Source organism: Mycobacterium sp. 48b (assembly GCF_048282725.1).
Taxonomy (GTDB): Bacteria; Actinomycetota; Actinomycetes; order Mycobacteriales; family Mycobacteriaceae; genus Mycobacterium.
In genome coordinates this window covers 3601397-3626127 of record NZ_JBLVUL010000001.1, presented here as the reverse complement: position 1 = coordinate 3626127, position 24731 = coordinate 3601397, and the positions used below count along the sequence as shown (strand labels likewise).

Here is a 24731-nt window from a genome sequence, read left to right as displayed (position 1 = left end):
CCATGGCCTCGTTCCTGGATCTGTTCCCCGCCACCGACTCCGCCGGTGCCGGCGCCGCGCGGTATCGCCTGCACTTCCTGGGAAGCCAATACCTGCACCAGGATTCGTGGATCTTCGGGATGATCACCAGCGTCGTCTTCGAGCTGTACAAGTTCCTGGTGGTGCCGGCCAACGCTCTGCTCGGTCTGGTGCTGTCGTCTGCGAATTGGATGACCCCGCTCTCGGAGGCGTATCAGCGGTTCTGCGCACCGCTGTTCGCATTCTTTCCGCCGTGGGCGATCGCCTGCGCAGGTCTGGCTCTGGTGACGTTCTCGGTGTTTCGGTCACGGCTAGCCTCCACCGCCGGAAGCATGTTCACCACCGAGGTCTATAACCGGATCGGCGCTGCACTGGCCATGGTGATCGCCGTGATCGTGCTCACCAACAACCCGTTCGCGATCATCGCAAAGGTCTTCGAAACAGCCAACGGATTCTCGACCGGACTGGCTTCGGCGGTCACCCGAAGCGCCAACGACACAACGCTCTCGACCGGCCACGCGCTGGTCGACCAGTCGATTCGCACCCCGGCGATCGCACTGAACTACGGCCACGAATTCACCGACTCATGCAAGAAGCTGTGGTCGGAGGCGATGGCCTCCGGGCAGGGATTGTCTGTGAACACCGGCTGCTTCGTCGAAGGCCAGAACGCGGCCGGACCCGACACCGTCATCACCGCCATCGTCATGCTGGTGCTGCCGGCGCTGCCGATGTTCGTGTTCGCCGTGGTGGCGAGCTGGAAGTTCGTCGTGCACCTGACAGTGTCGGTGGCCTGCTTCGTGGGCGCGGGGTGGGCAGCTGCGGGCAGTGTCCACAAGCGTCGCGGATTCGACACTTTGTCCAAGGCTTTCGCCCACGCCGCGAGCCATCTCATCATGGCAGTGATCACGTCGATGGTGGCTGTCGCGCTGCCTGCGACAGTCTCAGGTCTCGCTACCCAAATTCTGGGCCTCACCGACAATCCGGAGGTTCAGGTTTACGGGCTGATGGTGTCGCTCGGCATCGGATTCATCGTCTCGTCGTGGGTCATCATCCGTGTCACCGCCAACACCGGTGTCCTGGTGCGGTTGCTGCACGCCAACGCCGACATCACTTTTCAGCAGATGTTCGGAATTTCACCGGCCGCGAAGTTCAGCACCATCCCCGGAAAGCTCAAGTTCGGCTCGGACGAGTGGAAGAAGCACCGCAACGCTCATGAGGACGAGCAGAAAAAGAAGCTGGCCGCCAGCCCCGCCGACGCTGTGCAGGGAAGTGCCGCCGCTGAAAAGGCAACGCGCGGATCGAAAGGCGCCACCGTGGAAAGCACAATCAGCGCAGAGGATGCTGCCGCCGTCGAACAACTTATCGAGCCAGCGGCATCGCTTGCCGCGACCTCTGCCAGCCCTGGGCCTCCCATAACGGTGTTCGGCAACAACACTCACTCCGGACCCGATCCCGAAGGCCAGGAGCAACGGCAAGTCACCGGTCAATTGGATTCGGATGTCGACGTGTTCGGCCACTACGTCAGCACCGCGGTGCTGGCTCCAGCCTCTTCCCCTGACGACGACGGTGACCTGGCGGACCGACCCGCGCTTCCGGCCGGGTCGGGTCTAGTTCCCCCGCCGTTGTCGGCGCCGGGTCCTGTACCGGCGATCGAGGCTGCCCCGTTCGTGTCACCGGCGTCGATGCTGACCGATCCGGCGCGGCACGCACGAGACCCGCTACCGGCACCGGAACCGGTCCCCGTGGCCGGAAACGTCTACGCCGACCCCGCACTCGACATCGCCGCCCGTGCCGCAGGGGCGACATTGGTCGTCGCGCGCGGTCGCCCGGTAGTGCGCCGGGCCAAGTCGTGGCTGCGCCCGTTCCGCTCCGACCGCGAACCGGTACCAGCACCGGCGCTGGGGGTCCCCGATGTGGCGCAGGGTCCCGCGCTGGTTCCAACTGTGTCCGCCGAACTGTCGGACACAGCCAAGGAATCCGGCGCCTCCACTGTTGCGGTCAATGCCCAGCAGCAGTGGAACAGAGGATGGCTGCGCCGGTGGAGACAGCGCGAAGAACCTGTCACGAACCCCGCACCCGCGCCCGCTGCGCCACAGTCAGGCAGCGGTCCGCGAAGCATCCGACACCCGGGATCGTTCTGCGCACCCCTCCCTGACTTCGTTGCAGCCGATGCACTGCAGGTCGAACGGGAGCTGATAGGAGCAGTCCTGGCCGCCAACGGGAAACGCGCAGTCTTCGCGATCGACCCGACCGATACGCGTATCGGAATCCGGCTCAGTTCTGACCCCGACGAACGTGTGGTGCGCATCAGCGGTGACGGTTTCGGGGATCCGACGTGATCACCCGCGCCGCGTGCGGCGTGGGCTTGGTCGCCGCTGCAACCATGTGCCCCACCAGGAATCGAACCGCCAAGGAGAAACGACCATGACTGTCCCACCCGAGCAGCCCAACGTTCGGCGCATGCGGGACAAGTACCGCAACGCGCCCGCGGCCAACGACTTCATCGACCGTCCAGCCCCGGCTCCCCCGCCGGCCTTCACCGACCCCATCCCCAACGGCGCGCCGGTACCGCCTCCGCTGGGGATGGGCGGACGGACCGCCGCTGCGGCGCAGTGGGCACCCGCCGGCCAGTACGACGATGTCACCGTGATCGGGCGGCCCGCGGTTCCCGCCGACTTCGGTCGACCCGTCACCCCGACGGACCTTGGCCGACCGGCGGCCACTGCCGACACCGGTCGCGCCGAGCGCATCATCGAGGGTCGCACCGAAGGCGCTCAACGCGGCTGGCGCGCGAAAGCGAACAAGATGTTCTGGCTGCACCTGTCCAAGGGGGCCGATGAGATCGCATACGACCAGCGGATCGCTCAGATCCGGCGCACATTGCGCGCACCGAAGCGGGTCGGCGTCATCTCGGGAAAAGGCTCGGCGGGAAAGACCGCCATAGCTCTGAACATGGGGGCCACCATCTCCTCGGCCCACCGCGGGATGAAAGTAGCTGCGTTGTCGATTGACCCACTGGGAAATCTCACAGACCGCGTGCGCAAGGTCAGCGATCAGACCCCCGCCTCGGTAATGTCTCTGGCTTCGGACCAAGACCTGAACCGCGCCTCTGATGTGAGCAGCTACCTGCTCACCGACAAGTCCGGGCTACGGGTTCTCGGTGCCAGCACCGCCGACGGTGCGGGGTTCCTGACCGCGGAGAAACTGGAGCGGGCACTGGGCGAACTGTCCAAGTGGTTCGACCTGTCGATTCTCGATTTCGGCCTCAATATCGACTCGCAGGTGTATCACCAGGGCCTGGCTCAGACCGACCAACTGGTGCTGGCAGCATCCACTGCCGCCGACTCGATCGACGAGTTGCACGTTCTGATCGAAACATTGAAGCGGTTCGGTGGGCGGTACGTGGAGCTGCTCAGAGATGCGGTGGTCGTGTTCACTCAGACGCGACCGGGCAAGGGCCACATCGACGTGGCAGCCGAGCGGGACCGGATCCACACCTCCTACCAACTCCCAGTCGTCACCATCCCGTGGGATGAACACATCAGCGAGGGCGGTCCGATGAGCCTGGACCTGCTTGACGAGGACACCCGGCTGCCATTCGTGTGGCTGGCGGCGGAGGTGATGAGCCGACTCCCTGCCGACTAACCGATCCACCCACACCACCACACAGAACCCGAGACCATAGAAGGAGTTTCCCGTGACTGACACCATCAACGAGACCTACGTCGGCACCGACCAGGACGCCGCCGACGCGGCACGACTGGCCGAGGGTCTGCGTACCTTGCGCGAGCTGCGCAGCTTCTACGACCAGTCCACCGCCGACCTCGAGGCCGGACGTGAGGCCGGTCGGGTGCGCGTGGCCGAACTTCAGGCTGAGGTCGACGCCGACATCGCCAAGTTGGCCGACATCGTCAACGAGGCAGCGGTCGAGTTCAACAACGCCGCTTCCGAATTGGTGGAGACCGGCTTCGCCAGCCCGAAGGTGCTCACGGGCAAAGGCCTGGGAACGCTGCGGGTCAAGAAGTCCTGACCGGCGCATGTCCGACCTGGCCACTGCCTTGTCAGCTAGGCCAAGGATGAGCCCGACGCTTTTGAACGCATCCTCGAATCACCTTCCTGGTCACCGTGACTTCGAGAGCGAGCAGCTGTCGGACTAAAGGCCGGTTCCGACGATGCCCCATGGACCCGTGACGGTCTGTGGGGCATCGTCGTTTTCAGAGGCCGGGCGAGGCTCCACACCGGGCCTACATTTTCAACAGCGCCGTGGCTTAAGCGGTTTCGGTGCCGAGGAAACACCCAGCATCGCCACGCGCCGGCCCAGTGTCCTGTGCCGTACCCAACACGATCGCAACAGCGCACTCAGAGGTACGCGGCAAGATTCGGCGGCCGGGCAACCGCGGCCGTGAGCCAACCGACCGCGCTCCCTCTCCCGATAGCTGGTCAACGAACTGCAACTCGTGTTAATCTCTATTTTAGAGATCCAGGAGGATTGAGATGACCGCAGTCGACCTCGCCACCGGCCATGACCCGGTGAATCATCCGTCGCACTACACCAACCATCCAAGCGGTATCGAATGCATCGAGGTCACCCGCCAACTCAGCTTCGACCCGGGAAACGCCGTGAAGTACGTATGGCGTCGCGGCGACAAGGGAAATCCGCTGCAGGACCTGGAGAAGTCGCTCTTCCTCCTCGCCGACGCGCGCAACCACGCACCAAAGTTGCGCCGTGTTCCCCGCAAGGCCGCCAAGTTGCTGCTGCAGGTCGCCGACGCTGAAACCGACGCCGACGCCGCGATGTTCTATCGCGCCGTGGCAGGTCGACGCTGGGCGGACGCAGAGGCGGCGGTGCTTGCACTGCGAGACGCTCTCGCACACGCGCCGGCGCAGATCTGACGAGGAGACACCGTGTCAGACGCCGGAACCGGCAACCTCGCCGTCATCGATATCGAAACCACCGGACTCGACCCGAGACATGACCTCATCCTCGAGCTCGGTGTTGTCATCATCGACAACACACTGCGTGAAGTCGACCATCGCAGCGTGCTCCTAGTGACCGACTCCACCACGGCCTGGGCGTCGCGCATTCAACAGCGCTGGAACAGCTTCATCGTGACTACAGGCGCCGCAGCAGGTTCCGCGACTACCCGTCGCGACGATGCGGGACTCACCATGGCGCAGGCCATGCACCTGGACAACGGATTGATCGCTGACCTCCTGAACCCTTGCGGATTCCTCGCCCCCACGGACCTGTCCAACTCCAACCGGGTCGTGTCGCCCAGCCGACGGAGCGGGGCCCGAGAAATCCGCAAGTTCCTTGACGAACACCAGATCACTCAACCGGTTCCGATGGTCGGCAGCTCCGTCCGTTCGTTGGACGGTCCGTTCCTGGAACGGCATATGCCGAAGTTGTTCTCACGCTTCAACCACCGCACGATCGACGCCTCAGCCCTACTCGAACTGGCGCGGTTCATAGACCCGGACAGGCACGCCGCACTCACCAACGCGGTCGCCCCCTCCATGCACCGCACCGTCAGCGACTGTCGCCGATCCCTTGATTTCATCCGAGCCTTCGCCGTCCAGTACGGGATCGGCGACCTCGCCTCCCCCGAGGCGTAGGCACATGAGCGCCGGCGCCGACGGGATCCGCCCTCTTACCTACGCCACAGGCGGGCCGCCCGGAATGCAGCCAGGCGACGCCCCGAACACGTTCTGGCACAAGACCGAGGTCATCTTTACCGACGGATCACTGACCGTGCTGGTGTGGCCCGACCCAACACCTGCCGGCGATATCGACACCTACCTGCGCACGGTAGCGTGCCGCCTCCCCGCACAGACGCTGATGTTGAGCACCAGCACAGCCGGCCACGGGAAGACGAGGTAATACCGCCATGCCCATCGCACATGGACTGAAGCCCCGCCAGCAACGCATCCTCACCCGTGACGGAACATCACTAGCAGTGTCCCAGTGGGGCAGGCCCGACGCCCACAGCACCGCGGTGTTTCTACATGGACTGTGCCTGGACCGCACCGCGTGGGACGCTCAGATCCACGCGGTGACAAAGCGCTTCGACGGACGAGCACGCGTCATCGGATATGACCATCGTGGTCACGGAGAATCGTCGTCCACCCCCATCCATACCTATAACGTCGACCAGCTCGCCGACGACCTCGACGACCTCCTCATCGCCGTCGACCCCGTTGGACCAGTCACCCTGATTGGCCATTCGCTCGGGGCGATGGTCGCATTGACCTACCTGTCACGCATCTCCCACAGGTGCACCGCCGAAGTACGCGGACTGGTGTTGTGCGCTACTGCATCCGGTCGGATTGCACGACACGGAGTCGGCCAGCTGCTGAACCTTCCGGTCCTCGACGGGCTCGTCGAGATCGCCAGCCACATCCCGCCCCGCGCCGCCGCGGCCGTTACGACACCACTTCGTCTAGTCCTCGACCAGCTCAGCACCCACGGTGGGATCAATCAGCGAGGGCTGAGCTCGGTGGTCTCCAGCGCGCTGGCCAACACATCGCTACGCACTGCGGTCGGATTCCTGCCCAGCCTGCGCGACTTCGATGTTCACACCGCACTGACAGGCATTCGTGCTCACACCACGGTGCTGTCCGGAGGACTAGACGTCCTTACCCCTACGGCACATGCGGAGGAAATGGCCGCCACCATTCCCGGAGCTGTGCATCTACACGTCCCGTGGGCCGGACACATGCTGCCTCAACAGGTTCCGAGCCTTGTCGGCAAGGCGATCATCGATACGATCGCTGCTTCCGAATCCACACTAGAACGCACAGCGCAGGTGTGCTGACCGCGCCAACATCAGGCAGCTTCGCCGCGAATCAACCGTTCAGCTTCAACAACCGGGATGAACCGGCGCCGGCCGATTTTGATGCTGCTCAGCTCACCGGTGCCCATCAGTGTGTAGATCAACGACCGTGACACCCCCAGCCACTCTGCGGCCTCTTCAATGGTCAGCACCGTGTCCGGTTCCGCGGGTTGGCGAGACTCCGCCCGCAACGCCTCAGTCACCGCGGCAACGGTGACATGCAGCTCAGCGTTGTTCATGCGATCCATCGTGGCTGACGGGAACCGATGTAGTCCAGCCACAGGACGAGACACGCCGCTAGTAGCCGTCGCCGGACCCGCAGAATCAGCATGTTCGGTGCCGCTTTCTCACGCTCTCGCGGACGACGGGGCCATAGAGGCCCGCGATGTCGGTAAATCCGCACTTCGGAACAGGTTTTCATTCAGTTGTGGTGCCAGGGTTCGGTATCGGTGCACGGCCACTACTGGGTCGACGACATGCGTGGCGACACTCGCGCGTTCGACATCGGCTGGTTCCACGTCGCGATCCAGGGCGCGATGCTTTTCATCAACGACGCGCTAACGCTGCACCACTGACGTCGAACGCATGTGGGCGCAATGACGGGCGTTTCGCCGGCGAGCAACCCGTCGCTGACTTAACAGCCGGTTTTGAACCAGAAGACAGTCCGTACTCGGCTGACCGCCCGGAGCAATGCGAGAACCGTTAGGTCGATGACGGACGTCGCCGCCGTCATCGGCATCTCAGACTTCAGCTTGCCTCGCCGGCTGCCATGATTCGGTCGATCTCACTCTGGGCGACCCGGCGCGCATTTCCCAGCTTCACGCTGCGAATGTCGCCGGAGCGGATCAGCGAGTAGACGTGTGCTTTGGAGATGCTCAGCTGCTCCGCGGCGTCCTGGACACGCAGCAGTTTCTTCGTCGCCGGCTTGGTCGCCGACTCGCTGGCCACCGCGCGCAGCATCGTCGCCAGCGCCTGCGCCAGGTGGTCGCTGTTGTCGCTGTGGTCACTCATGCACACCATCGTCGGCGGAAAACGCTCCGCGGTCCAGTGGCAGATCTCGACACGCCGCACCACCGCTACGCGGAACGATGCCTTGCATGCAGTACTGGCATATCTACTGGCAACAGCAGCGCGGGTACGTGACAAACAGACGTCAGGCTGGCGAGGGACGCTTGCCCAGGGCCTGGCCGTAAGACGCCATTCCCTGCGCCACAGCGTCATCCTGACTGTGGGCGTAGGTCCGCTGAGTGAACGAAGCATCGGTGTGCCCCAGAACCGCAGCAATTACCGCCATGGGAACTCCGTTGAGGTGCATCAGTGTTGCCGCAGTGTGCCGGGCATCGTGCAGCCGGACATGCGGAAGCCCCGCAGCGGCGAGCACGTCCTTCCAGAGATAGCTCAACGTGGTCGGGTAGTACGCTTTTCCGAGTTCGCCACTGACCACGTAGTCCTCACCCTTCCACTTATTACCGACCGCCTTCTTCTCCGCGGCCGCTCGTTCACGAGCTCGCTTGAGAACCGGGAGGAGGGTCGACGGAAGAGGCAGCGTCCGACGCCCGGCGTCCGTCTTAGTGTCAGCGACCACCGCGCCGGCGTCGCTATGCACCCGCTGTCGGGCCACGGTCAAAGTGGCGGCTTCCAGGTCAATGTCACTCCACTTGAGCCCCGCCAGCTCACCGCGGCGCAGACCTGTTTGTACGGCCAGGTGGTGCAGGTGCTCGAGCCGATCCTGGGTCCTCTCCAGATAGTCGAACAGCTGCTGTACTTGGGCAACAGTCAGGGTGTCCTTGTCGCGATCCCCCCGCGCCGGCGGTTTGACCAACGCCGCGGTGTTGCGCATCACCGTGCCGTCCTCGAGCAGCCGCGCGTAGACCGCCCGCAACCGCGACAACATGTGGCGCACCGAGGCCGCATCCCAGGGGCCGCAGGTGTCGCTGGCGACCTTGGGCATCTTCCCGGATTTGCGCCAATTGCCGGACGGCACCGCTTTGGTTGCGATGTCAGCGACGAGCTTCTCGATCTCGTCGCGGCGCAGTTCCTGCACCGGCCTGTCCCCGAGACGCGCGATCGCCGGCCGCAGCACTGCGGCATAGGCGGTGATCGTGTTGGGTCGCGCCGGCAGCGCATCAAGGTAGGCGTCGGCGGCCTGGCGCAATGTGATGCCATCAGGTGACACCTGCACCCCACGGGCACGGTCGCCGCGCTCGGCGGCATATGCGTCGATTGCGTCTTGCAGTTTTGCGAACCGCTTCTGTTTCTGCTTGCGTTTCCCACCCACGCGACCGACCTCGATGCGCACCTCGTATCGGCGCGTTCCGGAAGGGTAGGTGATCACCTTCACGTAGTCAGGAATGCGGGCCACGAGTGGGAACTCTAAGCGAATAAATGACCTTGAGTGTGAAGTGGTGTGAAGTGGGTTCCGCAAAGGTCCAGCCCCAGATACCAGAAAACCCCCTCCGATGCTGGTCGGAGGGGGTTTTCATGGTCGGGCTGACAGGATTTGAACCTGCGACCACTTGACCCCCAGTCAAGTGCGCTACCAAGCTGCGCCACAGCCCGCTTGCTTCCGGCTTGCACCGGCAGCGAGTCGAAAGCTTACCGTAGAGACTCGCTTTCGCCCCAATCGCTCCCCCGTTGTGTCACCGCGTGGCGGTGTCCGGCTCGTCTGCCAGCTCTTCTTCGGCGGGCTCCTCGGCGTCGAGCTCCTCGGGCAGGTATTCCGGCGCCCGGGAGGTCCGCCAGGCGTACAGCACCAACCCCGCCCATGTGACCGCGATCGTGGCGTAGATGGCCGTCGAGGCCGCCCCGTGAATGCCGAAGTACTTCAGCAGCTTCTGCGCATTGGTCAGCACGATCACGCCGCCCACCGCGGTACCCAACAGCGCAGGGCTGATCTTCGACACCAACCAGGCCGCCAGCGGTGCGGCGATGACGCCGCCTGCCGCCAAGCCCGCCACGATCGGCAGGTTGTGCAGGAAGTCGGCCCGCAGGCCCACCAGGAAGCCCAGCGAGGCCGACACTGCGACGAGGAACTCCGAGGCGCTCACCGAGCCGATCACGGTGCGCGGCGCGGTCTTGCCCTGCGACAGCAGCGTGCTGGTGGTCACCGGACCCCAGCCGCCGCCACCGGAGGCGTCGATGAAGCCGCCGAACAATCCCAGCGGGGTCAGGAACTTCGCGGTGTGCGAAGTGCGGCCCCCACGGAAAACCGGTGGCGATCCCAGTGAAAACCGCAGCAGCACATACACACCGATACCGAGCAGGATCGAAGCCATGAGCGGCGCGGCGTCCTCTGTCGACAGCGAGGACAGCACCGTCGCACCCAGGAACGCGCCGATCGCGCCCGGCACTCCGAGCTTGAGCACGATGCCCCAGTCGATGTTCTTGAACCGCCAGTGCGACAGGCCCGATGCCAGCGTCGTGCCCACCTCGGCCAGATGCACCGCGGCGCTGGCCTGCGCCGAGGCCACCCCGCTGAGCACCAGGAGGGTCGAGGCGGTGACACCGAAGGCCATACCGAGCGCACCATCGACCAACTGGGCCCCGAGGCCGACGAGGGTGAAGATCAGAAGCGAACGCATGGGTTCGGCTGCTTTCGATTGTGGTCGCCGGGCGACCTGATGACTGACGGGCGCGGATCAGATGCGCGCGCGACACCATTCATCGAAAGCCATCAACCGGCGCGACGGCCAGAACGGCTCGAGAGCAGCAAGGGCCGACGGTGCGGTGCGGTATGCGCGTTCGGCCACCGGTCGCCCCTCTCCCTCGTCATTAGACAGACTGAGCAAGCCTACAAGACTGCGGGCCGGATCCCGCGAAAGGGCTCACACAGTGAGCAACCGGTACAGCCCGATCAGGCCGACCACCACGATCACGGCCCGCAACGCATTCGGCGACAACCGGCGGCCGTAGTGGGCACCGAGGAATCCACCGATCAGCGAACCGACCGCGATCAGGCCCGCCGCCTCCCAGCTGATCCGGTCGAACGCGACGATCGTGTAGGCCAGCGCCGCCACGATGTTGACCAACAGCGACAGCAGATTCTTGGCGGCGTTCATCCGCTGCATCGACTCGGGCAACAGTGCACCCATCACCGCGATCAGCAGGATTCCCTGGGCCGCGGTGAAGTAGCCGCCGTAGACACCCACGGCGAACGTGCCGATCACCAGCACCACCATCCGGCCCGAGCTGACATGGTCGGCCGACTGGCCGGACGCCTCGGCTCGCTGCCGCGCCCATGTCTGGATCCGCGGGCCGACGACCACCAGGACCAGCGCCAGGATCAGCAGGATCGGCACCACCGTCACGAACACTTTTTCGGGTAGGTGCAGCAGCAGCCAGGAGCCCAGGCCGGCACCGATCAGCGAGCCCGGGATCTGCCAGCGCAGCCGCTTCCACTGGCCGCGCAGTTCCCGCCGGTAGCCCCAGGTGCCCGAAACCCCGCCCGCGACCAGGCCGACGGCATTCGACATCGTCGACGTGACGGGCGGTATCCCCAGCGCCACCAGCGTCGGGAAGGTGATCAGTGTGCCGGACCCGACGATGGCGTTGATCGCTCCCGCGCCGACGCCGGCCAGAGCGATCAGGATCATGTGGGTGACAGACACTCGGGCCACCCTATCGGCCGGCCCTGTGTACGACGCGTCACGCCGGGCGCCACCCAGCGCGCACGAATCGCTAGCGCTTCTTCGGCGCGCCCCTCTTCTCGCGGACCCGGACGTTGATCCGCACCGGGCTGCCGTCGAAACCGAACTGCTCACGCAGGCGACGCTCCAGGAACCGGCGGTAGCCGGCCTCGAGGAACCCTGAGGTGAACAGCACGAAGGTCGGCGGCCGGGTGGCCGCCTGAGTCGCGAACAGGATCTTGGGCTGCTTGCCGCCACGCACCGGCGGCGGCGTCGCGGAAACGACCTCTTTGAGGAAGTTGTTGAGCTGGCCGGTCGAGATCCGCTTGTCCCAGGACGCCAGGGACGTCTCCAGGGCCGGCACCAGCTTCTGCACCGCCCGCCCGGTCATGGCCGAGATGTTGACCCGCGGCGCCCACTGCACCTGCACCAGTTCCCGGTCGATCTCTTTGTCCAGCAGGTACCGCCGGTCCTCGTCGACCAGGTCCCATTTGTTGAACGCGATGACCAGTGCCCGCCCGGCCTCGATCACCATCGACAGCACCCGCAGGTCCTGCTCGGTCAGCGGCTGGGAGGCATCGATCAGCATGATCGCCACCTCGGCCGCATCGATCGCGCCGTGGGTGCGTACCGAGGCGTAGAACTCGTGCCCGCTGGCCTGCCCGACCTTGCGGCGCAGACCAGCGGTGTCGACGAATCGCCAAGTCTTGCCGCCCAATTCGATCAGCGAGTCAACCGGATCGACCGTGGTGCCTGCGACGTCGTGCACCACCGAGCGCTCGTCGCCGGCCAGCCGGTTCAGCAGCGAACTCTTGCCGACGTTCGGCTTGCCCACCAGCGCCACTCGGCGCGGGCCGCCGCCACCGCTGCCGCCCACCTCCGAGACCTCGGGCAGCTTCTCCATCACCGTGTCGAGCAGATCGGCCACGCCACGACCGTGCATGGCGCTGATCGCGTGCGGCTCACCGATACCCAGCGACCACAGCGCCGCGGCGTCGGACTCGCCGCGCTGCGTGTCGACCTTGTTGGCCGCCAGGAAAACCGGCTTGCCCGACTTGCGGAGCATCCGGGCCGCCGCCTCGTCGGCCGACGTCGCGCCGACGACCGCGTCGACCACCAGGATGATCGCGTCGGCGGTGCGCATCGCCACCAGTGCCTGATCGGCCACCAGCTGCTGCAGGCCCTTGGCGTCGGGTTCCCATCCCCCGGTGTCCTGCACCATGAACCGGCGGTTGAGCCAGTTGGCGTCATAGGACACCCGGTCGCGGGTCACCCCGGGAATGTCCTGCACGACGGCTTCACGCCGTCCCAGGATCCGGTTCACCAGAGTCGATTTCCCGACATTGGGCCGGCCGACGACAGCCACCACCGGAGGCGGCGCGGCGGCCTCCTCCAGAACCTCGGCAACCTCGTCGCTGAACTCCCAGTCACTCTCGTCCGACCAGGTGCCGTCACCATCAGAGTCGCTCATCGGCGCACCCCCGCATGCTGGGTCACCAGGTCGAGAAGGTGTGCCACGACCTGTGTTTGGTCCATATCGCTGGTGTCGACCACCAGCGCATCCTCGGCGGCGCGCAACGGTGAGACGGCCCGCGTGGAATCCAGGTGATCGCGCCGCTGCACGTCGGCGAGCACGGTCTCGTAGTCATCGGCCAATCCGCTCGCGATGTTCTGGGCGTTGCGGCGCCGGGCCCGCTCCTCGGCCGACGCGGTCAGGAAGATCTTGACGTCGGCCTTGGGCAGCACCACAGTGCCGATGTCGCGGCCCTCGACCACGACGCGCCCACCCGAGGTCGCCAGCTCGCGCTGCAGATCGACCAGCCGGGCACGCACCGCAGGCACCGCGGAAACGGCCGACACCGCACGGGTCACCTCGTCGCCACGGATCTCGTCAGAGACGTCCTCGCCGGCCAGGTATGCCCGGTCCTCACCGGGATCCGAACCGACACCGATCACCGCACCTGAGGCCACCGCGTCGATCGCCTCGGCATCGTCCAGGTCGGCCCCGGCCCGCAGCACCGCCAACGTCACGATGCGGTACATCGCGCCCGTGTCCAGGTAACTGGCTCCGAGGGCCTGCGCCAAACCTCTTGAAACCGAAGACTTTCCGGTTCCCGCCGGTCCGTCGACCGCCACCACCAGAGATCCGCTCACATTCCCACCGCCTGATAAAGCTCGCCGACTTCCTTGCGGCTGAGCGCCCTGATACTGCCCGGCCGCTGCTCACCGAGCGTCACCGAACCGATGTCGGTGCGGACCAGTTCCTGCACCGGGAAGTCCACTGCGGCCAGCATCCGCCGCACGATGCGGTTGCGACCCTCATGCAGGGTGACCTTCACCAGGGTCTTGCCCGGCACCGTGTCCACCACCGCGAAGTCGTCGACATGAGCCGGGCCGTCATCGAGTTCGACACCGGCGCGCAGCTTCTTGCCGAGCCCGCGCGGCACCGTGCCGATCACCGTCGCCACATAGGTCTTGGGGATCTCGTAGGACGGGTGCATCAGCCGGTGGGCGAGCTCCCCGTCGTTGGTCAGCAGCAGCAGGCCCTCGGTGTCGGCATCGAGCCGGCCGACGTGGAACAGCTTCTTGTTGCCCCGAACCCGGTGCTCCACCAGGTCTCCGACGCACGGGCGGCCCTTCTCGTCGGACATCGTGGACAGCATGCCGCGCGGCTTGTTGATCGCCAGGTACACCAGGGTGTCGTCGAGCACGACGCGCGAACCGTCCACCCGGATCTCGGAGACCGCCGGATCGACCCGGGTGCCGAGCTCGGTCACCAGCCGGCCGTCCACCTCCACGCGGCCGTCGGTGATCATCCGCTCGGCCACCCGGCGGGAGGCAATTCCGGCCTGGGACAGGACTTTCTGCAGTCGTACGCCTTCTTCAGCCATGTCAGTCCTTGTCCACGTCGAAGGCCATCGGCTGATTGCTGCCGGATGAGCCGCCGTTGAGTTTGGCGAAACGCGGCTCGTCACCGAGGGATTCGCTCAGATCGTCGATCACGTCGACATCGGGAAGCAGCGGCGCGATGTCGGGCAGGTCAGCCAGCGACGTCAGGCCCAGCCGTTCCAGGAACAACTCGGTGGTGGCGAACGCCGCCGCGCCGGAGTCGGGATCCGTCCCGGCCTCGGTGATCAGGCCGCGCGCCACCAGCGTGCGCATCACCGCATCCACGTTGACGCCACGGACCGCACTCACCCGTGCGCGGGTCACCGGCTGCCGGTAGGCCACCACGGCCAGGGTCTCCAGGGCGGCACGGGTCAGCTTGGACCTGGCGCCGTCGAGCAACAGCCGCTCGACATACGGGGCGTAGCGCGCCCGGGTGTACATCCGCCAACCCCCCGCGGCCTCGCGCAGGTCGATGCCGCTGTCCCGGGCGGCGAAGTCCTCGGCCATCAGGCGCAGTTTGGCCATCACCCGATACGCCGGCTGCTCGGTCGCCGACGCCAGGGCGTCGACCGTCACCGGCGTGTCCACCACCAGCAACAATGCCTCCAGGACGGCACCCAGTTCACCGTCTTCGAGCTCGGGAACCGTCGCCACATCGATGCCCAGCTCATCTCCGACCGGGATCACCTCACCCGGGGCATCATCGGACCGCTCTCCGGAATCGGAGATATCGTCAGTCATTGTTCTCGCTATTCTTCCGCATCAGCGGTTGCCAGATGTTCGCTGGTCGGCCGATCTCCGGTCCACGAAACCTGGAGCACTCCAAGCGGTTCTGGTTGCTCGAATGCTACCGCCCTGGCACGGAACAGTTCGAGCAGTGCCAGGAAGCGCCCGACGATCTGCAATCCGTCCGTGCATTCGGCCACCAGTTCGGAGAATGTGGCCCACTCGCCTATCCCGCGCTGTTCGAGCAGGGCGATGATCCGGTGCGCCTGCTCGGGCACCGACACCTTGGGTGCATGAATGTGGTCGATGCCGACCGTCGGCACCGGCCGCGGGGTGAACGCGGCGGCCGCGATCTCGGCGAACTTGCCGGCATCGACGCCGAGCATCACCTCGGGCAGCAGGTCGGAGAACCGGTCCTCCAGCGACACCGCGCGCGGGTAGCTGCGCAGCGCCGCGGCCTCCAGCTCGGCGAACATCAGTGCGACGTGTTTGAACGCCCGGTACTGCAGTAGTCGCGCGAACAACAGGTCGCGGACCTCGAGCAGGGCGAGGTCCTCCTCGTCGTGCACCTCGCCCGACGGCAGCAGCCGGGCCGCCTTCAGGTCGAGCAGCGTGGCCGCGATCACCAGGAATGTCGTGGTCTCGTCGAGTTCGAGACGGGGCCCGATTTCCTTCGTGTAGGCGATGAAATCATCGGTGACCTGGTGTAATGCCACCTCTGTGACGTCGAGACGGTGCGCGAAGATCAGCTGCAGCAGCAGGTCGAACGGTCCCTCGAAGTTGGTCAGCCGGACCTGGAAGCGGTTCTGCTGGTCCTCGGCAGTCGGCTCGTCCCCGACCGCGGCATCGGGTTCGGCACCATCGGTGGTCGGGGTGTTCAGGACATCGTTCACGCGCCGAACCGGTCGATGACTTCGCGCGCCAGCGATCGGTAGGCCACCGCACCTCCGGATTTGGGTGCCCAGGTGGTGATCGGCTCGCCGGCCACGCTGGTCTCCGGGAACCGCACGGTCCGGGTGATCACGGTGTCGAACACCAGGTCGCCGAACCGCTCCACGACGCGAGCCATGACCTCGCGCGCGTTGACCGTGCGCGGGTCGTACCGGGTGACCAGGATGCCGCTGATCGACAGTTTCGGGTTGAGCCGGTCGTGCACCTTGTCCACGGTGTCGGTCAGCAGGGCCAGCCCACGCAGCGAGAAGTACTCGCATTCGGTGGGGATGATCACACCGTCGGCGCAGGCCAGCCCGTTGACCGTGAGCAGACCCAGTGATGGCTGGCAGTCGATCAGCACGTAGTCGTAGCGGTCGAGGATCGGGTACAGGGCCCGGGCCAGTGACTGCTCGCGGCCCACCTCGTTGACCAGCTGGATCTCGGCGGCCGACAGGTCGATGTTGCTGGGCACCAGGTCCATCCCGCTGACCCGGGTCTTGATCACGACGTCGTCGATCGACACCCGCGGTTCGACCAGCAGGTTGTGCACCGTGTGCTCGAGTTCGTAGTGCGGGACCCCGAGGCCCGCCGACAGCGCGCCCTGCGGGTCCAGGTCGACCAGCAGGACCCGGCGGCCGTATTCGGCCAGGCTGGCGCCCAGGTTGATGGTCGAGGTGGTCTTGCCGACCCCGCCCTTCTGATTGCACATGGCGATGACCTTGGCCGGGCCGTGCGTGGAACGGGGCCGCGGTTCGGGAACGTCCCGTGGTGGCCGCCCGGTCAGACCGAGTTCGGGCGAGCTGTGCTCGAAGAGGCCGTCGTGTGCGCTGTCGTCGGTCATACCCCACCACTACTGGTCAGGTATCCCGCAGTCTCGGCGCACATATCCCGGCAAGTTTAACGTCGTCATGCAGCCAGAACGGGCAGACCCGCGGGCAAACAGGCGCATATGGTGTGCGTCATGAGTCTCAAACAGCGGCTGCCGCTGTTGCGGTGGTCGTTCATCCGGATGGGAATCGGCGCCAGACACTTCGCCCGAACCGGGCAGTGGGGCGACGGACGGGAGGCCGCGGCCGCCGATTACGTCGTGGCCAACGCCCGCGCGGGCGACCTCGACGACGTCATCGCCACCATCGACAAGTTCGCCTACGAGAAGTCATTTCTGATCAACGTCGGCGACGAGAAGGGCGCGCTGCTCGACGCCGCCGTCGTGCGGGCCAGCCCGCGGCTGGCGCTGGAGCTGGGCACTTATTGCGGTTACGGCGCTATGCGCATCGCCCGCGCCGCACCCGGCGCCCGGGTGTTCTCGGTCGAGTTCTCCCCCACCAACGCCGACATCGCGCGACGCATCTGGGCACATGCCGGCGTCGCCGACCGGATCACCTGCGTGGTCGGGACCATCGGCGACGGCGGAGCCACGCTCGACGCCCTCGCAGCGGGAGGGTTCGACGCCGGCGGCCTGGATTTCGTGTTCCTCGACCACGACAAGAACGCCTACCTGACCGATCTACAGAGCCTGCTGGAGCGCGGCTGGCTGCACCGGGGCTCGATCGTGGTCGCCGACAACGTGAAACTGCCGGGAGCACCGAAGTACCTGGCCTTCATGAACGACCAGCAGGGCTCCCTCTGGGATACCAGACATCACAAGACGCACGCCGAGTACCAGACCCTGCTGCCGGACCTGGTCCTGGAGTCGGAGTACCTGGGCGGTTGACGCGCCGGTGCCGCGCCGTCAAGGGTGTGGAGACGCGTTTGACGTGGAACTGACGCTGGATTTGTGCGAGAAGCGGTGTGCGTGGATTCAAAGTCAACGGCCGAACTCTGGCCGCACGTCACAATTGCCACACCAACAACACCCTAACTGCGCGGCATTGCGGTCAACGCGCCCGCGGGTGCGCGCCCGCCCAGACCTCACGCAGCGTGTGCACGGTGACCATGGTGTAGATCTGCGTGGTGGTCACCGAGGCGTGCCCCAGCAATTCCTGCACGACGCGCACGTCGGCGCCGCCGTCGAGCAAGTGGGTCGCGAACGAGTGCCGCAACGTGTGCGGTGACACCGCCGACGTGATCCCGGCCCGCTCTGCCGCGTCCTGCAACACCTGCCAGGCGCTCTGCCGGGACAACCGGCCACCGCGGGCGTTGAGGAAGATCCCCGGGGTGCCCCGTCCGCGCCGGGCCAGGTCGGGACGCCCGCGCACCAGGTAGGCGTCGAGGGCGCTGACGGCGGGACGGCCGATGGGCACCAACCGTTGCTTGCCGCCCTTGCCGCGCAGCAGCACCGACCGCGCCTGGGTGTCGATGTCGTCGATGTCGAGTCCCACAGCCTCCGAGATGCGCGCCCCGGTGGAGTAGAGCAGTTCCAGCAGCGCCCGGTTGCGCAGCGTCAGCGGACCGTCGGCCTCACTGTCCCCGCCGGCGGCCTCGAGTAACGCGAGCACCTCGTCGAGGCTGAGACTCTTGGGCAGCCGCCGGCTGGGTGTGGGTGGTTTCACCCCGCGGGCGACATCGAGTGCGGTGATGCCCTCGGCCGTGGCGAACCGGTGCAGGCCACGGACCGCCACCACGGCCCGGGCAGCCGAAACCGCCGACAGCGCAGTCACTCCCGACTCAGGGTCGCCTCGGCGCAGTGCGATCAGGAAGTCGCTGACATCGGCCTCGGCCACCTTGGCCAGATCGTCGATTCCGCGCTGGGTCAGGTGCTCGGCATAGCGGCGCAGGTCGCGGCGGTACGAGCTCAACGTGTTGGCAGCCACGCCCCGCTCGATCGTCAGGTGATCGAGGTAGCCCCGGAACTGGTCGTCGAGGGCCGATCGGAGGGGGGCCGGCGTCGTCATAGCAGCCCTTTGCGCCTTCTGAACGCTGTCGGCCGGTCTGTCCACGGCGCCTCGACCGGCCTCAGGGCATCCGCACCGCTCATCGTGTGTGCCGCCAGAATGCCCGCCACCGCAATGCCGTTCACGATGTCACCGGAGAACACCCGGCGGACGGCTTCCTTCAGGGGCACCCGCTCGACCACCATGTCGGCTTCCTCGTGCTCGGCCTCGGGACGTTCGACCTCGGTCAGCCCGGTGGCCAGGAAGACTCGCACGCTCTCGTCGGAGAAGCCGGGTGTCGAATCGAGATCGACCAACACCCGCCACTGCTCGGCGGCCAGGCCGACCTCTTCGGCGAGTTCGCGGGCCGCGGTCACCTGCGGTGGTTCCCCACCCAGGTCGAGTAGGCCCGCGGGCAGTTCCCAGAGCCGACGGCCCAGCGGGTGCCGGTACTGGTACACCAACACCAAGTTGTCGTCGTCATCGAGCGCGACCACGGCCACCGCACCGTAGTGCTCGACCACCTCGCGCCGGGCCGAACCTCCGCCGGGCATGCTGACCTCATCCGCACGCAGCGCGAAAATGTTTCCGACATAGACGGTTTCGCCGGCCAGGGTCTCGAAGTCGTGTTCAGCCAAGAGAAGCGGCTTCGTCCACCGGACTCGCGCCGTCCTCGACTTCCCCGGCCTCCTCGTCGAAATGTTCGGGAAGGTCCATGCCGGGCAACCGCTCCTCGGCCTTGTAGTCCAGCGCGGCGCCGATGAACGCGGCGAACAGCGGATGCGGCCGCGTCGGCCGGCTCTTGAGCTCCGGGTGGGCCTGGGTGCCGACCAGGAACGGATGGATCTTCGAGTCGTACTCCACGAACTCCACCAGGTGCCCGTCCGGCGAGGTTCCGCTGAACTTCAGTCCGCTCTCGGCGATCCGATCGCGGTAGGCGTTATTGACCTCGTAGCGGTGCCGGTGCCGTTCGGACACCTCGGTGGCCTGATAGGCCTGCGCCACAATCGAACCCGCTTCGAGTACGGCGGGGTACGCGCCCAGCCGCATGGTGCCGCCCAGATCGGCCTCGCCGGCAACGGCGTCCTTCTGATCGGCCATCGTGGAGATCACCGGATCGGGCGTCTTCGGATCGAACTCGGCCGAGTTGGCACCGGCGATGCCGACGGAGCGCGCCGCTTCGATCACGATGCACTGCAGTCCCAGACACAACCCGAGCACCGGCAGGCCGCGCTTGCGCGCGAAGCCGATCGCCCCCAGCTTGCCTTCGATTCCGCGGATGCCGAACCCACCGGGGATGAGGACCCCGTCGACATCGGACAGCGCGGCCGCCGCACCGGCGTCGGTCTCGCAGTCATCGGAGGCCACCCAGCGGATCTCCACCTTGGCGCGGTGTTTGAAGCCGCCGGCGCGCAGCGCCTCGGCCACCGACAGGTAAGCGTCGGACAGGTCGATGTACTTGCCCACCAAGGCGATCCGAACCGTCTCCTGAGGCTCGTGAACCCGGCGCAGCAGGTCGTCCCACTCCGACCAGTCCACATCGCGGAACGGCAGGTTGAGCCGGCGCACCACATACGCGTCGAGTTCCTCGCGGTGCAGCACCTTGGGGATGTCGTAGATCGACGGTGCGTCAGGGGTGGAGATGACGCCGTCGATGTCGACGTCGCACATGAGCGCGATCTTGTTCTTGAGCGGTTCGGGGACGTCACGGTCGCACCGCAGGATCAGGGCGTCGGGGGTGATGCCGATGCTGCGCAATGCGGCCACCGAGTGCTGCGTCGGCTTGGTCTTGAGCTCACCGGACGGGGCGAGATAGGGAACCAGCGACACGTGCAGGAAGAAGCAGTTGTCCCTGCCGACTTCATGGCGCACCTGACGGGCGGCCTCCAGGAACGGCAACGACTCGATATCGCCTACCGTGCCGCCGATTTCGGTGATCACCACGTCGGGGCGCTGTCCGGACGAGTCGGGCTCGGCCATGGCCAGGATCCGGCTCTTGATCTCGTCGGTGATGTGGGGAATCACCTGCACGGTGTCGCCCAGGTACTCGCCGCGGCGCTCCTTGGCGATCACCCTGGAGTACACCTGGCCGGTGGTCACGTTGGCCGACTGGGACAGGTTGCGATCCAGGAACCGCTCGTAATGGCCGACGTCGAGGTCGGTCTCGGCGCCGTCCTCGGTGACGAACACCTCACCGTGCTGGAACGGGTTCATGGTGCCCGGATCGACGTTGAGGTAGGGATCGAGCTTCTGCATCGTCACCTGCAACCCTCGCGCGGTCAGCAGTTGACCGAGGCTCGATGCGGTCAACCCCTTACCGAGCGATGACGCCACACCACCGGTGACGAAGAGGTGTTTGGTGGCGGTGTGCGGGTGCTTGCGTAAGGCGGGCAAAAGCATCCTCCGTGACGACGGGCAGGGAATCGAGAAACTGCTGTGGCCTGCCGACCCACGGAATCTCACCTTAACACCGACGCCGACAAGCCGTGGCTGGCGCGCCGAGCAGTTGAGAGGTCGAGCCGCGTTACTGCGGGATGGTCACCGACGTGGCGCCCTGCCCGGTTCCGTACTTGCCGGGCTTGCCGCCACTGACGAGATCACCAAGCGCCAGCACGGCGGTGATCTGACCTGCGCTGGAATCGGCGTCGTCCACTGTGCTCACCATCGCGGCCAAACCGGCATCTGACCTGGTCACGGCCACCGAACCGGTTCCAGAAGCCGACCCCGAGCGGCCGGCGAGCACGGTGCCGGTGCCGTGCGGCGCCAACCCCGCGGCGAACCGGGCCATGGTTGCGCCCCGATTGCCGCCGTCCTCGCCGAGCCCGCCTCCGGTCACGATCAGCGCAGTGTTGGCCGCGCCGATGTGCGGATCGTCATAGGTCAGGAACCCGGTGTCACGCAGCGCGGCGAGCACTGTCTGACGCTGGGTGTCGTCCACAGGTGCGGCGGCCGGGTTCTTGTCGATCAGCAGCGTGATGCCCAACAGGTCACCGGCTTGCGACCCCTGGTCCACCGCCGCGGTGCTCAGCTGTTTACCGGCAGGCACGATCGGCGAGTTGACCACCGACAGCAGCTTGTCGGCCGAATTCGCCTCGACGAATTCCTGGGAGAGCGCGACCTTGCCGGTCACGGTGCCGCCCGCGTCGCGGACGAACCGTGACATGGCGTCGACGTCAGCGTCGACGGCGTCCGGCGTCCGGAACACCACGACCGACTTGTCCTTCAATGCGTCGCGCACCATTCGAGGCGCCATCTGTGCATCGAATTCGCCTGCGGCATTGAGCTTTTCGTTCAGCGCGTTCTTACCGTCGGTCAGGGTGTCGATCTGGTGCTGCAGTTCCTTCTTGTCGTCACGAAGACCCGAAAGCACGGTGTTCGACAACAGCCCCGAACCCAGGGCCACCCCGATGGCCAGCGCCAGGAACACCGCCGCCAGGGAAATCGCGTGCGCACGTAGCGTGATCACAGCTCACCGACCTGTTCAGCTGACGAGACCCTGTACCCAGAGCGTGAATCGGTTCCAGTAGTCGACCGCCCAGTCGAGCACGGCACCGTCGGCCCGGGACACCCACAGCGCGACGACCACCGCCACCAGCATGGCCAGCACCAGCAGTGCGATCGCCCCGCCGGACACCCGGCTGCGGTAAAGCGTCGCCACCGCCTTGGCGTCGACGAGCTTCTCCCCGACCTTCAACCGGGTCAGGAACGTCGACGGGTTGCTGCGCTGGCGGGAACGGTCGAAGAACTCCTCGATCGAGGCCGTGTGACCGGCCGTGACGATCAGCGACGCCCCGTGGTGGTCGCACAGCAGCAGGGCCAGGTCCGCTGCCGATCCGGCGGCCGGGAAGGTCATCGCGCCGACTCCGAGATCCTGGATGCGCTCCAGACCGGCGGCATGGCCGTCGGCGTCTGCGGGCAGCACCACCTGGGCGCCGCAGCGCAGTACCTCGACGCTCATCTTGTCGGGGTCGCCGACGATCAGCGCGGGCCGGTATCCGGCCTTGCGCAGCACGTCCGCGCCGGCCCCGACGCCGACCAGCACGGGCTGGTACTCCTTGATGAACGGCTTGAGCGCCTTGAGGTCCTCGGCGGCGTCGGGCTCCTCGGCGACGATCACGACGTGCCTGCGGTGCAGGTCGACGTCGACGTTGGGGATTCCGATGCCGTCGATCAGCAGCGGGCTCTCGCTGCGGATGAACTCGATGGTGTTGCCGGCGAATGCTTCGAGGTGCGCCACCAGACCGCTCTTGGCGTCATGCATCAACTCGTGGATCTCTTGGTCGTTGCGCTCGGTGCCCACCGCGATGCGCCGGTCACCGGAGTAGACCCCGCCGTTGTTCAGCCGGATCCGCGCCCCGTCCTTGATCTTCTTGAAGACATCCGGCCCGGCCTCGTCGATGAGCACCACACCGTTGGCGACGAGCACTTCTGGTCCCAGGTTCGGGTAACGCCCCGAGATGGACGGAGAGGCATTGACGACGCCTGCGATCTGGGCTTCCACCAGTGCATCTGCGGTGATCCGGTCCAGATCCTGGGCGTCGAGAACCACGATGTCACCAGGGCCGACGCGGCGCAGCAGCCGATCGATGTCGCGGTCCACTCGAGCAGTGCCGGTCACTCCCGGACGTGTGCTGGCATTGCGGGTGAGCAGCGTGGCCATCTTCATGCGCCGATTCTGTCGGGCATCGCCGGTCAGTCGGCGGAGGCGCGCCGTAACACCAGCCTCACAAGTTGGCTTTCGTCACATCAGTAACACGCTTAGGGTCTCAATCCCGCTTCGCCGCATAGTGCCGCGCAGCCTTCGCACGATTGCCACAGGTGGCCATCGAGTGCCAGCGCCTGGCCCCGTTTTTCGAGGTGTCGTGGAACCAGAGGATGCAGTGCGGATGGGCGCACTGCTTGATCCGTTCGGGCGCCTCACCCAGCAACCGCAGCAAGTCGTCCGCGGCCAGCCAGCCGGCGAGCCATTCGGGCTGCGACACCTCGGCGTTCTGGGCGGGTCCCGCAGCCGTGAGCGTGCGCCGGATCCGGCCGCGTTCCAGCACCTCATTCAGCCCATCGGCAGACCCGGTCTGCAGGGCTTCAAGGATGGCCTCGCGGGCCGAGACCAGGGCCCTGCGCGCCTTCTCGTCCGCTTCGCAGCGGTCCTCCAGACCGTTGGCCAGCAACCAGCACCGCAGACCCTCGACGTCCGCGAGAAGATCCTGTGGGCCATCTGCCGACATCCACCGGGTGTTCAGCAGATCCAGCGCAAGGGGTTCGCCGACATGCGGGCGCGGATCACGCATACCTGAGGGTAACCACGGGCCGCCGACGGCAAGAGTCACCCGCCGAACTAACCATCGAAATATCGTTAGATGGTTGACGAACCCTCCATCACCGTTCTAACCTTTCTAAGCAAGTACATCGGTTAGCCATACAGGAGGACTGCATGACCGGGACCATCACGCCCCAGCTCGCCGCCGGACACGTCGGCATCAACGTCACCGATCTGGACCGCTCCGTCGCCTTCTACCGAAACGCGCTGGGTTTCGAGCCGCTGGCCGTCAACGGCGAGGGCGAACACCGGTATGCCTTCCTCGGCACGAACGGGACGCTGCGGCTGACCCTGTGGCAGCAGAGCAACGGCCGGTTCTCCACAGAAACACCCGGCCTGCATCACCTTTCGTTCGAGGCGGCCAGCATCGACGAGGTGCGGACCGTCGAGGCGGCGCTGAAGGCACTGGGCACCGCGTTCGCGCACGACGGCGTCGTCGCCCACGGCGAGGGGGCCGCATCGGGCGGCATCTTCTTCACCGACCCGGACGGGACCCGGCTCGAGGTGTACGCCCCGAACGGTGCGCAGACCGCTCCCGCACCAAACGGAGCGGCCCCCACCTGCGGATTCTTCTGAG

Annotated in this window: 27 protein-coding genes and 1 tRNA gene; 10 read left to right on the top strand and 18 right to left on the bottom strand. The window is 66.2% G+C overall.

Annotated features, from left to right (window positions below; translation table 11 throughout):
• The first annotated feature begins 2 nt into the window (after nucleotides 1-2).
• From ACNQR1_RS17535 to ACNQR1_RS17505, 7 genes are all read left to right on the top strand, one after another.
• The gene (locus ACNQR1_RS17535) at nucleotides 3-2357 is read left to right on the top strand and encodes a hypothetical protein (RefSeq protein ID WP_043367854.1); all 2355 of its coding nucleotides are present in this window, start codon (nucleotides 3-5) and stop codon (nucleotides 2355-2357) included.
• A gap of 85 nt (nucleotides 2358-2442) precedes the next feature.
• Entirely contained in the window at nucleotides 2443-3663 is a 1221-nt protein-coding gene (locus ACNQR1_RS17530) for a MinD/ParA family ATP-binding protein (RefSeq protein WP_043367855.1), read from the top strand.
• 52 nt (nucleotides 3664-3715) lie between these two features.
• Nucleotides 3716-4048, top strand: coding sequence for a hypothetical protein (locus ACNQR1_RS17525; protein ID WP_019343722.1), 333 nt, complete (start codon nucleotides 3716-3718; stop codon nucleotides 4046-4048).
• Between the two features lie 464 nt (nucleotides 4049-4512).
• Nucleotides 4513-4911 (top strand): DUF3310 domain-containing protein, encoded by a 399-nt coding sequence (locus ACNQR1_RS17520; protein ID WP_019343723.1) that lies wholly within the window; start codon nucleotides 4513-4515, stop codon nucleotides 4909-4911.
• A 12-nt stretch (nucleotides 4912-4923) separates the two neighbouring features.
• Nucleotides 4924-5634 (top strand): exonuclease domain-containing protein, encoded by a 711-nt coding sequence (locus ACNQR1_RS17515; protein ID WP_019343724.1) that lies wholly within the window; start codon nucleotides 4924-4926, stop codon nucleotides 5632-5634.
• Nucleotides 5635-5638: 4 nt separating this feature from the next.
• A complete protein-coding gene (locus tag ACNQR1_RS17510) occupies nucleotides 5639-5899 on the top strand; it encodes a hypothetical protein (protein ID WP_019343725.1) in 261 nt (86 codons plus the stop codon).
• Between the two features lie 7 nt (nucleotides 5900-5906).
• Nucleotides 5907-6833, top strand: coding sequence for an alpha/beta fold hydrolase (locus tag ACNQR1_RS17505; RefSeq protein WP_047036754.1), 927 nt, complete (start codon nucleotides 5907-5909; stop codon nucleotides 6831-6833).
• An 11-nt stretch (nucleotides 6834-6844) separates the two neighbouring features.
• Here the strand turns inward: ACNQR1_RS17505 and ACNQR1_RS17500 are convergent, their stop codons facing one another.
• Complete coding sequence (locus tag ACNQR1_RS17500) at nucleotides 6845-7090, bottom strand: helix-turn-helix domain-containing protein (RefSeq protein WP_100226582.1); 246 nt, start codon at nucleotides 7088-7090, stop codon at nucleotides 6845-6847.
• A 210-nt stretch (nucleotides 7091-7300) separates the two neighbouring features.
• On the opposite strand from ACNQR1_RS17500, the gene ACNQR1_RS17495 reads away from it, so the two are divergent.
• On the top strand, nucleotides 7301-7426 hold the full coding sequence (locus tag ACNQR1_RS17495; protein WP_019343728.1) for a hypothetical protein: 126 nt from the start codon (nucleotides 7301-7303) through the stop codon (nucleotides 7424-7426).
• Between the two features lie 172 nt (nucleotides 7427-7598).
• Here ACNQR1_RS17495 and ACNQR1_RS17490 read toward each other — a convergent pair whose 3' ends face one another.
• The 11 genes from ACNQR1_RS17490 to ACNQR1_RS17440 all read right to left on the bottom strand — a co-directional run bounded on the left by ACNQR1_RS17490 (nucleotide 7599) and on the right by ACNQR1_RS17440 (nucleotide 16865).
• Nucleotides 7599-7862: a helix-turn-helix domain-containing protein gene (locus ACNQR1_RS17490; RefSeq protein WP_043367864.1), complete on the bottom strand. Its 264-nt coding sequence runs from the start codon at nucleotides 7860-7862 to the stop codon at nucleotides 7599-7601.
• A gap of 142 nt (nucleotides 7863-8004) precedes the next feature.
• Nucleotides 8005-9213 (bottom strand): tyrosine-type recombinase/integrase, encoded by a 1209-nt coding sequence (locus ACNQR1_RS17485; RefSeq protein WP_019343730.1) that lies wholly within the window; start codon nucleotides 9211-9213, stop codon nucleotides 8005-8007.
• A 120-nt stretch (nucleotides 9214-9333) separates the two neighbouring features.
• Nucleotides 9334-9410, bottom strand: a tRNA-Pro gene (locus ACNQR1_RS17480).
• A gap of 80 nt (nucleotides 9411-9490) precedes the next feature.
• Nucleotides 9491-10432: a sulfite exporter TauE/SafE family protein gene (locus ACNQR1_RS17475; protein WP_418047415.1), complete on the bottom strand. Its 942-nt coding sequence runs from the start codon at nucleotides 10430-10432 to the stop codon at nucleotides 9491-9493.
• 243 nt (nucleotides 10433-10675) lie between these two features.
• Entirely contained in the window at nucleotides 10676-11443 is a 768-nt protein-coding gene (locus ACNQR1_RS17470) for a sulfite exporter TauE/SafE family protein (RefSeq protein WP_418050413.1), read from the bottom strand.
• Nucleotides 11444-11528: 85 nt separating this feature from the next.
• A complete protein-coding gene (der, locus tag ACNQR1_RS17465) occupies nucleotides 11529-12947 on the bottom strand; it encodes a ribosome biogenesis GTPase Der (protein ID WP_418047414.1) in 1419 nt (472 codons plus the stop codon).
• Complete coding sequence (gene cmk / locus ACNQR1_RS17460) at nucleotides 12944-13630, bottom strand: (d)CMP kinase (protein ID WP_418047413.1); 687 nt, start codon at nucleotides 13628-13630, stop codon at nucleotides 12944-12946. The genes der and cmk overlap by 4 nt, the downstream gene beginning before the upstream one ends.
• Nucleotides 13627-14367: a pseudouridine synthase gene (locus tag ACNQR1_RS17455; RefSeq protein WP_418047412.1), complete on the bottom strand. Its 741-nt coding sequence runs from the start codon at nucleotides 14365-14367 to the stop codon at nucleotides 13627-13629. Before ACNQR1_RS17455 ends, cmk begins: the two co-directional genes overlap by 4 nt.
• Nucleotide 14368: 1 nt before the next feature.
• The gene (scpB, locus tag ACNQR1_RS17450; RefSeq protein WP_418047411.1) at nucleotides 14369-15106 is read right to left on the bottom strand and encodes an SMC-Scp complex subunit ScpB; all 738 of its coding nucleotides are present in this window, start codon (nucleotides 15104-15106) and stop codon (nucleotides 14369-14371) included.
• Between the two features lie 8 nt (nucleotides 15107-15114).
• Complete coding sequence (locus ACNQR1_RS17445; RefSeq protein ID WP_418050412.1) at nucleotides 15115-15879, bottom strand: segregation/condensation protein A; 765 nt, start codon at nucleotides 15877-15879, stop codon at nucleotides 15115-15117.
• A gap of 101 nt (nucleotides 15880-15980) precedes the next feature.
• Nucleotides 15981-16865, bottom strand: a complete 885-nt coding sequence (locus tag ACNQR1_RS17440; protein ID WP_418047410.1) for a ParA family protein — start codon at nucleotides 16863-16865, stop codon at nucleotides 15981-15983.
• A gap of 120 nt (nucleotides 16866-16985) precedes the next feature.
• Here ACNQR1_RS17440 and ACNQR1_RS17435 point away from each other — a divergent pair, with 120 nt between their 5' ends.
• The gene (locus tag ACNQR1_RS17435) at nucleotides 16986-17738 is read left to right on the top strand and encodes an O-methyltransferase (RefSeq protein ID WP_418047409.1); all 753 of its coding nucleotides are present in this window, start codon (nucleotides 16986-16988) and stop codon (nucleotides 17736-17738) included.
• A gap of 163 nt (nucleotides 17739-17901) precedes the next feature.
• On the opposite strand, the gene xerD is transcribed toward ACNQR1_RS17435, so the two are convergent.
• The 6 genes from xerD to ACNQR1_RS17405 all read right to left on the bottom strand — a co-directional run bounded on the left by xerD (nucleotide 17902) and on the right by ACNQR1_RS17405 (nucleotide 24125).
• A complete protein-coding gene (gene xerD, locus ACNQR1_RS17430) occupies nucleotides 17902-18858 on the bottom strand; it encodes a site-specific tyrosine recombinase XerD (protein ID WP_418047408.1) in 957 nt (318 codons plus the stop codon).
• On the bottom strand, nucleotides 18855-19475 hold the full coding sequence (locus tag ACNQR1_RS17425) for an NUDIX domain-containing protein (RefSeq protein ID WP_418047407.1): 621 nt from the start codon (nucleotides 19473-19475) through the stop codon (nucleotides 18855-18857). Before ACNQR1_RS17425 ends, xerD begins: the two co-directional genes overlap by 4 nt.
• Nucleotides 19468-21237, bottom strand: a complete 1770-nt coding sequence (locus ACNQR1_RS17420; RefSeq protein ID WP_418047406.1) for a CTP synthase — start codon at nucleotides 21235-21237, stop codon at nucleotides 19468-19470. Before ACNQR1_RS17420 ends, ACNQR1_RS17425 begins: the two co-directional genes overlap by 8 nt.
• 124 nt (nucleotides 21238-21361) lie before the next feature.
• Nucleotides 21362-22303: a copper transporter gene (locus ACNQR1_RS17415; RefSeq protein ID WP_418047405.1), complete on the bottom strand. Its 942-nt coding sequence runs from the start codon at nucleotides 22301-22303 to the stop codon at nucleotides 21362-21364.
• Between the two features lie 15 nt (nucleotides 22304-22318).
• Nucleotides 22319-23503: a putative cytokinetic ring protein SteA gene (steA, locus tag ACNQR1_RS17410; RefSeq protein ID WP_418047404.1), complete on the bottom strand. Its 1185-nt coding sequence runs from the start codon at nucleotides 23501-23503 to the stop codon at nucleotides 22319-22321.
• A gap of 100 nt (nucleotides 23504-23603) precedes the next feature.
• Nucleotides 23604-24125: a CGNR zinc finger domain-containing protein gene (locus ACNQR1_RS17405; protein WP_418047403.1), complete on the bottom strand. Its 522-nt coding sequence runs from the start codon at nucleotides 24123-24125 to the stop codon at nucleotides 23604-23606.
• A gap of 143 nt (nucleotides 24126-24268) precedes the next feature.
• On the opposite strand from ACNQR1_RS17405, the gene ACNQR1_RS17400 reads away from it, so the two are divergent.
• Nucleotides 24269-24730, top strand: coding sequence for a VOC family protein (locus tag ACNQR1_RS17400; protein ID WP_418047402.1), 462 nt, complete (start codon nucleotides 24269-24271; stop codon nucleotides 24728-24730).
• Nucleotide 24731 lies beyond the last annotated feature (1 nt).